Genomic DNA, 10,993 nt, shown 5'->3' on the forward strand with positions numbered 1-10,993 from the left:
TCCGGTCCGTACCTCCGTCGCCGTGCATCGAACCTCCTCTGGCTGACACAGCAAGGGGCGTGGGGCGGTTGCAGATTACGTGCCCCGGCGGCCGGTGGGCCGGTGCGCCGGAGGATTGTTGTGAAGGATTCTCTGGAACAGCAGGTGATCGCGCCATTCGCCGTGAATGTGCAGATAGCGGGGGGCGAGGCCGATCGGTTCGAAGCCGCACTTGGCCAGGACGCGCTGGGACGCCTCGTTGTCCGTGAGGGTGCCGGCCTCGACCCGGTGCAGATCGAGCCGCTCGCGGGCGTCCTGGCAGACCCGCTCCACGGCCCGGGAGGCCAGCCCCCGCCGGCCGTGCGCGACATCCGTCCAGTAGCCCAGGTTCGCGCTGCGGAAGGGGCCCATGACGATGTTGGCGAGGGAGACCAGGCCGATGACGCGGTCCCCACCGTCCGTCAGGACCCAGGGCATCCGCAGTCCTGCCGCGCGCTGGTCCAGGAGGGCGCGCACGTTCGCCGCCTGGCCCTCGGGGGTGAAGAACGCCTCGTCCCGTACGGGCTCCCAGGGCCGCAGGTGCTCACGGTTGCGCCGGTAGGCGTCGCACAGGGCCTCGGCGTCGTCCAGGGCCAGCGGGCGCAGGAGCACACCGTCGCCGAGGTCGAAGTGCGGGGCGGTGTGATCGTTCATCCACACACCGTAAAAGGCGTGGCCAGGGATCTCCAGGGAGATCGCCGAGAGATCGTCGGTGAGCAGTTGTAGGATGATTGGGTGACCGGGTGAATGTGGTGCTCGGTGACGGAGTGACGCACCGGGCGAGCGGCGCCCGATGGCGCGGGGCGCACCGGGTGACCGGAGGAGGACGGCGGAGCATGGCGGCATTGCGGGCGGCCGGGCGGCAGTCGCTGGTGGACGGCGTGGTCGAGCAGCTGCGCGCACAGCTCACGGGGGGCGAGTGGCCGGTGGGGTCGCGCATCCCCACCGAGCACGAGCTGGCCGAACAGCTCGGCGTGGGCCGCAACACCGTGCGCGAGGCCGTACGGGTGCTGGTGCACGCGGGCCTGCTGGAGTCCCGGCAGGGGAACGGCACCTTCGTGCGGTCCACCGCCGACCCCGCGGCCGTACTGACCGGGGTGCGGCACGCCCATGTGCTGGACGTCCTGGAGCTGCGGGTGGCCCTGGAGGCGGAGGCGGCCCGGCTGGCCGCCGCCCGCCGCGACGAGCGCGATCTGGAGCGGCTGCGGGCCGCGCTGGCGGCCCTGCACGAGCAGGGCGACCGGTCGGCCGACGCGGACCTGGACTTCCATCTGCGCGTGGTGGAGGCGACCCACAACTCCGCCCTGATCGAGGTGTACCGGTTCTTCAGCACCTCGGTGCACGAGGTACTGGTCGCCGCGCTCGGTGATCAGGAGATGCCGGCGATCGACCTCGCCGCCCACAGCGCGCTGGTCGACGCCATCGAGGCCGGGGAGCCGGAAGCGGCCGGGCGCAGCGCCCGCGAACTGCTGAGCGCGCCCATCGCCGCGGTGGAGGCCCTGGTCGCCCCGCCCCCACAGCGGCCCTGACCCGGCCGCGGTCCCGACCCGACAGCGGCCCTCACCACACAGTGGTCCTCACCTGACGCGTCCGGGCGTCCCGTTCACCGGGGCGTGCCCGGCGCGCCCCAGGGCCACCTCTCTCTTTCCCGCCTCGCGCAGTACTGCGCGAGGCCGACCGTACGGATGGCGGCACGCCCCGTACGGACAACAGCACGACGCACGAAAGGCGCTCTCTCTTGGCACGGCCGGACATACAGGCAGAACCGGGCATCGCATCGCGCACGGAGGCGGCCGCGGGGACGAGAACCGCCGCGCGCCCCGGGCCGGGGCCGGAGCCCGCTGTCCGTACCGGTCCACCCCTGGTCGACGCCGAGGCCGGCGCGCGGCCCGCGCCCGGGACCGCCGCGGCGGCGGCCGCGGCCCGGCGGGCGCTGCTCGCCCACCCCGTCCTGCTACTGGCCGGGATCGTGCTGGCCTCGCTCAATATGCGCGCCGCGCTGGCGAGCGTGTCGCCCCTGGTGAGCGAGATCAGTGAGGCGTTCGGGCTGTCGTCCACGGCGAGCAGTCTGATCACCTCGGTGCCGGTGCTCTTCCTGGGCGTCGGCGCGGCCGTGGCGCCCGCGCTGGGCCGGCGGTTCGGCTCCGAGCTCGTCCTGTTCGGCGCGCTGGTGCTGCTCGCGGTGGGCATCCTGGTCCGCGTGCTGCCCTCGCCGGCCGCCCTGTACGGCGGCAGCCTGTTGGTCGGCACGGCGATCGCGCTGCTCAATGTGCTGATGCCGGGGTTGATCAAGCGGGACTTCCCGGACCGGGCCGCGGGCATGACCTCCCTCTACACGGGAGCGATGATCGCGGGCGCCACGCTGGCCGCGGCCGCCTCCGTCCCCCTGGAGAAGGCGTTCGGGGGCAGCTGGACCGCCTCGCTCGCCTCCTGGTCGCTGCTGGCGCTGCTGGCGGCCCTGGTCTGGCTGCCACAGGTGGTCATCGCCCGCGGCCGTACGGGCCACGAGGTGACGCCCGCCCGTACGCCCGCGGGCCGGGCGGCCGGCGCGACGGCGCCCGCCGGGGGCCGCGGGGTGTGGCGCAGCGCCCTGGCCTGGCAGGTGACGCTGTTCATGGGGTTGCAGTCGCTGTGGACGTATGTGCTGATCGCCTGGCTGCCCACGATCCTCACCGACCACGGGATGAGCCGGAGCACGGCCGGGGTCGTCTTCGCCTTCAACACCCTGATCCAGGTGGCCGGCGCCTTCGGGGTGCCGCTGCTGGCCGGGCGGATGCGCAGCCAGCGGGTGCTGGTGGTGCTGGTCAGCGGACTGGTCGGGGCCGGTTACGCGGGTCTGCTGGTCGCTCCGGCGAGTGGCGCCTGGCTCTGGGCGGCCCTGCTGGGGATCGGCCAGGGCGGTGGTGTCGGCCTGGCGCTGACGCTGATCGTGCTGCGGGCCGGGGACGCGGGGACCGCCGCGCGGCTGTCCGGCATGGCGCAGACGGTGGGCTATCTGCTGGCCGCCTGCGGCCCGTTGGCGGCGGGCGCGGTCTACCAGGCGACGGGCGACTGGACGCTGCCGCTGGTGCTCATGCTGGGGGTGTGCGGGGCGGCCCTGGGCACGGGGCTCGCCGCCGCGCGCGACCTCAAGCTCTGAGCTCTGCGCTCTCGGGAGCGTCGAAAGGCGTTGCCGGGGCCGGTCCGCCCGAGCGGCGGTCCGGCCCCGGCGCGGCATCACTCGTCGCCGGCGAGGGTCAGCCCCCTCAACTTGTGCGCGGCGAACCAGGTCGCCGCCGCGGTGACGACCAGCAGCAGGGTCATCCCCAGGGGGAGCCCGACGTCGGAGGTGACGAGCCCCCCGCCGGCGATCTTCTGGGCGAGGGCGAGCGCCCACTGCTGCACGCTGAGCGTGCGCGCCCCCGGCACCAGGTTGCCGAAGACCGACTCCCACACCAGGGCGTAGAGCAGCCCGAAGACCACCGCGTGCCGGGTTACCGTTCCGAAGAGCAGGAACAGGCCGCTGTAGGCGATGGAGGCGACGGCCGCCGCGGCGGCGTAGGCCACGGCGATCTGCTGGCTGTTGCCGTTGAGGACATAGCCGGCGATCAGGGTGGGCACGGCGGAGAAGACGACCGTCACCCCGATCGCCACGATCAGCTTGGTGAGGATGATCGTCGGCCGTTTCACCGGCTTGGCCAGCAGATAGACGATGGCGCCGTCGTCGATCTCCGGTCCGATCGCGCCCGTGCCGGCGATGACACCGACCAGCGGGACCATCGTGGCGAGCGCGAATCCGCCGAGGACGTTGGCGGCGACCTGGTCGTCCGCGCCGGTGAGCAGCCGCACGGCGATCGCCATGAGCAGCAGCAGTCCGGGCAGCGCGAAGAGGATCAGGGCGCGGCGGCGGCCGAGCAGGGCCCGATAGGTGAGCCGGGCGACCGTGGGGTGGAACACCGTGGACATCGCTGGCTCCCTTCAGGCCGTGACGAGGTAGGAGAAGACGCTCTCCAGGGACTCGTCCGAGGGCGAGACCGTGAAGAGCCGGATGCTGTGCGCACGGGCGACGCGCGGCAGCAGTTCGGTGAAGCGGGTGAAGTCGACGGCCTGGACGCGCAGCGCGCCCTCCGCCAGGTCCACCTCGATGCCCGCCGTCGACGGGTCCGCGATCAGCGCGGCGGCGAGCGCCCGGTCGTCGCCGGACCGTACGAGGTAGCGGTGCGGCCGGTCGGTCATCAGCCTGCGGATGCGCCGGAAGTCGCCGGACGCGGCGTGCCGCCCGGCCACCACGACCTCGATATGGCTGGCGAGCTGCTCCACCTCCTCCAGGATGTGCGAGGAGAAGAGCACCGTACGGCCGTCGGCGCCCATGCGCCGCAGCAACTCCATGAGCTGCATGCGCTGGCGCGGGTCCATGCCGTTGAACGGCTCGTCGAGCAACAGTACTGAGGGATCGTGGACCAGGGCGGAGGCCATCTTCACGCGCTGCCGCATGCCCTTGGAGTACGTGTCGATCCTGCGCTGCTCGGCGTACTCCATCTCGACGGTGGCGAGCGCCCTGCGGGCCGCGGCGCCGGGGTCGGCGAGCCCGTGCAGTTCGGCGTTGGCGACGACGAACTCGTGCCCGGTGAGGAAGTCGTACATCGCCTCCCGCTCGGGCACGACGCCGATCTCCCGGTACGCCTGCTCATTGCGCCAGACGGGAGCGCCGTCGAGGGTGACCGAGCCGGTGGAGGGCGCGAGGAAGCCGCCCAGCATGTTGATGAGCGTGGACTTGCCGGCGCCGTTGGGGCCGAGCAGCCCGGTGACACCGGGGCCGATCGTCATCGTCACGTCGTTGACGGCGACGACGTTCCCGAACCAGCGGGAGACATGGTCGATGTGGAGAGTGCTCATGGGCGCGGCCCGTTCCTGGGGAGGGTGGTGGTGGGCGACGGGAGGGCGGTCACAGCCCGACCTTTCGGTAGCGGCGCATCAGCAGGGCGTACGAGCCGGCGACGACGCCCAGGGCGACGGCGAGGTAGACGACCCCTCCGGCGGTGCTCGGGCCGGCGTTGCCGGGGAAGGCGGACGTGGCGCCCAGGAACGTCGTCTGCACGCCGTCGACGAGCGTGATCGGCGAGAACAGGCCGAGCCAGCCGACCGCCGCCGTGTTGCCCTGGTCGTGGGCGATGAGCTGAATGGTGCTGACGGCGCCGTAGGGGATGGTCAGCGCGGCGATGACGGCGGCGACACCGAAGCCGCGGCGCGGGGTGAGCGCGGCGACGACCAGTCCGATGCCGGCGAACAGTACGGAGAGCAGGGCCACTGACCCGAGTCCTTGTGCGAATTGTCGAGTGTGATCGGCCGCCTCGAGCTTGGCGAGCAGCGCGCCCACGTAGAGCACGAGCAGCGGCGTGGCGGTGAGGACGAACAGGGCCGAGGCCATGGCCGCGTACTTGGCCAGCACGTAGTCCAAGCGTTCGATGGGCCGGGAGAAGTACAGCGCCACGCTGCGGAAGCGCAGGTCGCGGGAGACGGACTGCGGGGCCTGGGCGGCCAGGTACAGCCCGATGACGGCCTGGAGGTAGAGCGCGTAGCTGGTGTACTCGATGGGCATCCGCTTGGTCTGCGCCGCCACGGCCGCGATGATCAGGGCGGGCAGGCACATCACGCCGAACAGGACCATCGGCAGCACCTTGGACTTGGCGGAGCGGCCGAGCCCGTAGGCGCCCCGCAGGCTCTGCGCGTACAGCGAGCGGCGGGCGTAGGCGCGGCCCAGCCGGGGGCCGTCGTAGCCGCGGTAGCCGATGTTGTGGATGCGCGCGGGGTCGGTGGTTGCGGTCTCACGCGACATCGCGGTCACCTCGGGGGCTGGTGGGGGCGTCGGAGCGGAAGACCTCCGCGATCCGGTGGCGGCGCTGTTCCATGCGGACCAGGCCGAGGCCGAGTTCGGCCACCGTGTCGCGGACGGTGTCGTACGTGTCGTCACCGGTGACGTCGACCAGCAGCAGATGGCCGGCGCCGGGGGCGGCACCCAGGGCCTCCTGGCCGCCCGGGCCCTGTCCTCCGGGGCCCTGGCCGCCCGGGCCCCGGACGGTGAGGCCCGCGGCTGTGAGGGCCGCGTACAGGGCGGCGGTGCCGTCCGGGTGCCGGTCGGTGTCGGTGACCTCGACCGCCAGCGAGGCGGTCGCCTTGGTGAAGTCACTGGTGGAGCTGGAGCGCAGCAGCGTGCCGCCGTCGATGACGACGACGTGGTCGCAGGTGCGCTCCAGCTCGCCCAGCAGGTGGGAGGTGACCAGGACCGAGATGCCGAAGTCGGTGTGCACCCTGCGGATCAGGCCCAGCATCTCGTCCCGGCCGACCGGGTCGAGGCCGTTGGTCGGCTCGTCGAGGAAGACCAGGCGCGGGTCGTGGACCAGGGCCTGGGCGAGCTTCACCCGCTGCTTCATGCCGGTGGAGTAGCCCCCCATGGGGCGGTAGCGCTCCTCGTAGAGGCCGACGTGGCGCAGGGTGTCGGCGGTGCGCTCGCGGGCGGCGGTCGGCGGCAGCCCCGACATGCGGGCCATGTGCACGACGAACTCGGTGGCCGAGACGTCGGGCGGCAGGCAGTCGTGCTCGGGCATGTAGCCCACCTGCTCGCGAATGGCGCTCCCCTCGGTGGCGACGTCCAGGCCGAGCACGCTGGCGCGGCCCTCGGTGGCCGGGGACAGCCCGAGCAGGATCTTGATCAGGGTGGACTTTCCGGCCCCGTTCGCACCCACCAGGCCCGTCACGCCCGGCGCGATGTCCACGGAGAGCCGATCGAGGGCGGTCACCCGGGGGAACCGCTTGCTGAGGCTTTCGGTCGCGATCACTGTCACGTTCATGACGCTAGTGGCGCGCACCACAGCGGACGTCCCCCTGTCGGTCGGTCCTCCGTACGACTCGGGGCTGACCTTCCCGTAGGGGTCTTGTCATCGTTGGTTGTTACCGGCGGTATCCACAGCCTCGTCGGCACCCTTGACGCCGCCGCTCGACATTGTCACATTCATCACTGTCAGGTTTCGGCCCGGTGCGTGGCGTGACGGCGGCGCGCCGGGCGGGCGTGGGGTGCGGCGGCGTCGGGGACCGGTGCGCGCGGCGTGCGGGTGGCGCGCACGAGATGCGCACGAGGTGCGTACGAGACGCGTACGACGGCCGGCGTGGGAGACGCGGGAGAGGGGACGGCGTGATCGAGAACGCGCGGGAGCGCTGGGTGCGCACCGCTGAGGTGGAGCTGTGCGTCGCCGAGCTGGGGGACCCCACCGGACCCACGGTCGTGCTGCTGCACGGCTTCCCGGACAGCAAGGAGGTGTGGGACCGGGTCGCCCGGCGGCTGGCGGACCGGTTCCATGTGGTGCTCTACGACGTCCGGGGGCACGGCCGCTCCTCCGCCCCGAAGCCGCTGCGCGGGGGCTTCACACTGGAGAAGCTGACCGACGACTTCCTCGCGGTCGCCGACGCGGTGAGCCCCGGCCGACCGGTGCACCTGGTGGGCCACGACTGGGGCTCGGTGCAGGGCTGGGAGTTCGCCACCGCCCCCCGCGCGGCCGACCGGATCGCCTCCTTCACCTCGATCTCCGGGCCGTCCCTGGACCACTTCGCGCACTGGCTCAGGCGGCGGGCGGCCCGCCCCACCCCGCGCCGGGCCGGACAGCTCCTGGGCCAGGCCGCCCGCTCCTGGTACGTCGGCGCCCTGCACGCCCCCGGCCTGCCCGAACTGGCCTGGCGGGGACCGCTCGGCAGGAACTGGACCGCGAGGCTGCGGCGGGTCGAGAAGCTCCCGGCCGACGGCTACCCCACCGCATCCCTGTCCCGGGACGCCGCCCATGGCGCCTGGCTCTACCGCGACAACGTCCGCCCGCGCCTGCGCCGCCCCCGCGACGACGCCCACGCGCCCATGCCGGTGCAGCTGATCATCCCCACCGGTGACCCGTATCTCTCCGCGCGCCTCTACGACGACCTGGACCACTGGGCGCCCCGGCTGGTGCGGCGCACGGTGGCCGCCGGGCACTGGGTGCCGCGCACCCGCCCCGACCAGGTCGCCCGCTGGATCGCCGACTTCGTCTCGGCGCACACGGTGGAGGGCGCGCCGGGGTCGTCGGACCAGGCGGCGGAGGCGGCCCTGGTGGAGCCGCTGACGGCTCGGGCGGGCGAGGCGGGCGTCTCGGGGCCGCGGACGGCCACCGGCCCGTTCGCCGAACGGTTCGGCGGCCAGCTGGTGCTGGTGACCGGCGCCGCCAGCGGCATCGGCCGGGCCACCGCGCTGGCGTTCGCGGCGGCCGGCGCCCGGGTGGTGGCGGTGGACCGGGACGCGGAGCGCGTGGCCGCCACCGCCGATCTGGCCCGGCTCGGCGGCGCCCAACAGGCCTGGGCGGAGGCCGTGGACGTCTCCGACGAGCAGGCGATGGAGAAGCTGGCCGAGCGGGTCGCCGCCGACTACGGCGTGGTGGACGTGCTGGTCAACAACGCCGGCCTCGGCATGGCCGGGCGGTTCCTCGACACCGGCACGGAGGACTGGCGCCGACTGCTGGACGTCAACCTGTGGGGCGTCATCCACGGGTGCCGGCTCTTCGGCCGGCAGATGGCCGACCGGGGGCAGGGCGGCCATATCGTCAACATCGCCTCGGCCGCGGCGTACGCGCCCTCCCAGATCCTGCCCGCCTACAGCGTCTCCAAGGCGGCGGTGCTGATGCTCAGCGAATGCCTGCGGGCCGAGCTGGCCGCCCGGGACATCGGCGTCTCGGCGATCTGCCCCGGGATCGTCAACACCAACATCACGACCGCGGCCCGCTATACGGGGGTGACGATCGAGGAGGAGCGGCGCCGACGGGTGCGGGCCGCGCGGATGTACGGCCGGCGCGGCTACGCGCCGGAGAAGGTCGCGACGGCCGTGCTCACGGCGGTGCTCCGGGACCGCGCGGTCGTGCCGGTGACCCCGGAGGCGCGGGTGCTGCGCGCCCTGTCGCGCGTGTCGCCGGGGACGATACGGCGGCTCGCGCGCGTGAACGTGCCGCTGTAGCGCCTGTGGTTCCGCGGCCCTGTGCCCGCGCAGCACCGCAGCCCTGCAGCCCTGTAGCGACGGACCACGACCACGGGAGACAGCATGAGCGCCACGGCGGAGTCGCACCCCATCGTTCCGCGCCGGGTCTCGTTCGACTGGCGGCGCACCCCGCTGCACTGGATTCCGGACGAGCCCACGGCCACCCATGTCATCAACGTGCTCCATCTGCTGCTGCCCGCCGGGGAACGGTGGTTCGTCACGGTGTTCAAGGAGGGCCTGCCCCTGATCACCGACCCCGCGCTCCGCAAGGACGTCAAGGGCTTCATGGGGCAGGAGGCCACGCACAGCGTCCAGCACGCGCACGTCCTGGACCACCTCGCGGCCCAGGGCCTGGACACCTCGGGCTACACCCGCCATGTGGAGTGGATGTTCGATGTGCTCCTCGGGGAAAAGCCGCCGCTCTCCCTGCCCGTGCCACCCCGGGAGTGGCTCCGCTTCCGGCTGGCCCTGGTGGCCGCCATCGAGCAGTTCACCGCCGTCCTCGGCGACTGGGTGCTGGACGCCGAGGGACTGGACCGGGCCGGCTCCGACGAGAGCATGCTCGATCTGCTGCGCTGGCACGGGGCGGAGGAGGTCGAACACCGCTCGGTGGCCTTCGACATGTACCAGCACACGGGCGGTTCGGGCCTGGCGCGCTACGCCCGCCGGGTGGAGGCCATGGCCGTCGTCGCGCCCGTGCTGCTCTGGCTCTGGGCGTTCGGCGCGGCGTATCTCATACGCCACGACCCCCGGTTCGCCGAGCGCAGCCGCTACAGCCTGCGCGCGCACAACAGGGCGGTGGCCAAGGGCCTGTTGCCCACGTGGCGGGAGCTCGGCGCGGCGATACCGCGCTATCTGCGCCGCTCCTACCACCCGTCGCAGGAGGGCTCGCTGCGCAAGGCGGTGGCGTATCTGGCCGCCTCGCCGGCGGCCCGGGCGGCGGCCGGCGCGGCGGGTCGGGCCGCGATCGCCTGAGCCGAGAGGAGGCCCACCATGACCGAACCCCAGCCGCCCCCCGCGAGGTCCGCCGGTGCGGGCGCGGGCGCGACCGATGCGGGCGCGACCGGTGCGGGCGCGACCGGTGCGGGCGCGGCCGGTGCCGACATGGCACCGCCGGCGCACCGCTATCGGATCGAGGACCTCGCCCACCACAGCGGGGCCACGGTCCGCAGCATCCGCGCGTATCAGGACCGGGGGCTGCTGCCGAAGCCCGAACGGCGGGGCCGGGCCAATCTGTACGGGGAGGCGCATCTCACCCGGCTGCGGCAGATCGCCGAGCTGCTCGACCGGGGCTACACCCTCGCCAGCATCAAGGAGTTGCTGGATGCCTGGGACACCGGCCGGGGCCTGGGCGGGGTCCTCGGGCTGGTGACCGAGGTGGAGGGCCCGTGGACGGACGAGGAGACGACCCGGATCAGCCGGGCGGAGCTGCGTGAGCGGTTCGGCGGGGAGCACGACGACGCGGCGGTCGCGGAGGCGGTCGAGCTGGGCGTGCTGGTGCCGATCCCCGGCCGGGACGGGGAGTTCCTGGTGCCCAGCCCGCAGGAGCTGGCCGTGGCGGCGGAGCTGTACGCCGCCGGGGTGCCGCTGCGCGCGATCTCCGGTCATCTGCGGGAGCTGCGCGGCCAGGTGGAGCACATAGCGGACCGCTTCGTGGAGTTCACCACCGAGCACGTCTTCGTCCGCTACCTCGGGCATCCGCCGTCCGACGCGGAGGCCGCCGAGGCGGCCGCCCTGATACGGCGGCTGCGGCCGCTGGCCCAGCAGACGGTCGACGCCGAACTCGCCCGGGCGATGCGGGAGCTGGCGCGGCGGCATCTGCGGCGGCACCTGGCCGCGCTCGCCCAGGAGCCCGACGCCCCCGCCGTCGCCCCCGCCGTGGCGCCCACCGACGCCCCGGCCGGTGCCACCCGGCGGCCGGCGCCGGTGCCGGTGTCCGCCCCGGCGGACCCC

The 10,993-nt window shown here is 73.5% G+C and carries 10 protein-coding genes; 5 read left to right on the forward strand and 5 right to left on the reverse strand.

Translation table 11 applies throughout. From position 1 onward, the window contains the following. Positions 1-75: 75 nt before the first annotated feature. Positions 76-672, reverse strand: coding sequence for a GNAT family N-acetyltransferase (locus tag ACSNOD_RS09320; protein ID WP_436766325.1), 597 nt, complete (start codon positions 670-672; stop codon positions 76-78). A 182-nt stretch (positions 673-854) separates the two neighbouring features. Between ACSNOD_RS09320 and ACSNOD_RS09325 the strand changes: the two genes are divergently transcribed. After that, positions 855-1,547, forward strand: a complete 693-nt coding sequence (locus ACSNOD_RS09325) for a FadR/GntR family transcriptional regulator (RefSeq protein ID WP_436766326.1) — start codon at positions 855-857, stop codon at positions 1,545-1,547. Positions 1,548-1,879: 332 nt separating this feature from the next. After that, positions 1,880-3,157, forward strand: a complete 1,278-nt coding sequence (locus tag ACSNOD_RS09330) for a CynX/NimT family MFS transporter (protein WP_436766333.1) — start codon at positions 1,880-1,882, stop codon at positions 3,155-3,157. Between the two features lie 77 nt (positions 3,158-3,234). Here the strand turns inward: ACSNOD_RS09330 and ACSNOD_RS09335 are convergent, their stop codons facing one another. From ACSNOD_RS09335 to ACSNOD_RS09350, 4 genes are read right to left on the reverse strand one after another with little or no spacing between them, the layout of a single operon-like run. Next, a complete protein-coding gene (locus ACSNOD_RS09335) occupies positions 3,235-3,954 on the reverse strand; it encodes an ABC transporter permease subunit (RefSeq protein ID WP_436766334.1) in 720 nt (239 codons plus the stop codon). Positions 3,955-3,975: 21 nt separating this feature from the next. Continuing rightward, positions 3,976-4,893: an ABC transporter ATP-binding protein gene (locus tag ACSNOD_RS09340; protein WP_436766327.1), complete on the reverse strand. Its 918-nt coding sequence runs from the start codon at positions 4,891-4,893 to the stop codon at positions 3,976-3,978. A 49-nt stretch (positions 4,894-4,942) separates the two neighbouring features. Beyond that, positions 4,943-5,833: an ABC transporter permease gene (locus ACSNOD_RS09345; RefSeq protein WP_436766328.1), complete on the reverse strand. Its 891-nt coding sequence runs from the start codon at positions 5,831-5,833 to the stop codon at positions 4,943-4,945. Beyond that, positions 5,823-6,845 (reverse strand): ABC transporter ATP-binding protein, encoded by a 1,023-nt coding sequence (locus ACSNOD_RS09350; RefSeq protein ID WP_436766329.1) that lies wholly within the window; start codon positions 6,843-6,845, stop codon positions 5,823-5,825. The genes ACSNOD_RS09345 and ACSNOD_RS09350 overlap by 11 nt, the downstream gene beginning before the upstream one ends. Before the next feature lie 275 nt (positions 6,846-7,120). On the opposite strand from ACSNOD_RS09350, the gene ACSNOD_RS09355 reads away from it, so the two are divergent. From ACSNOD_RS09355 to ACSNOD_RS09365, 3 genes are all read left to right on the forward strand, one after another. Continuing rightward, complete coding sequence (locus tag ACSNOD_RS09355) at positions 7,121-9,019, forward strand: SDR family oxidoreductase (RefSeq protein ID WP_436766330.1); 1,899 nt, start codon at positions 7,121-7,123, stop codon at positions 9,017-9,019. Between the two features lie 84 nt (positions 9,020-9,103). Next, the gene (locus tag ACSNOD_RS09360) at positions 9,104-10,015 is read left to right on the forward strand and encodes a metal-dependent hydrolase (protein ID WP_436766331.1); all 912 of its coding nucleotides are present in this window, start codon (positions 9,104-9,106) and stop codon (positions 10,013-10,015) included. A gap of 129 nt (positions 10,016-10,144) precedes the next feature. Continuing rightward, a partial coding sequence (locus ACSNOD_RS09365; protein WP_436766335.1) for a MerR family transcriptional regulator occupies positions 10,145-10,993 on the forward strand: 849 nt, incomplete at its 3' end.

The organism is Streptomyces sp. URMC 123, assembly GCF_051386515.1.
GTDB lineage: Bacteria > Actinomycetota > Actinomycetes > Streptomycetales > Streptomycetaceae > Streptomyces.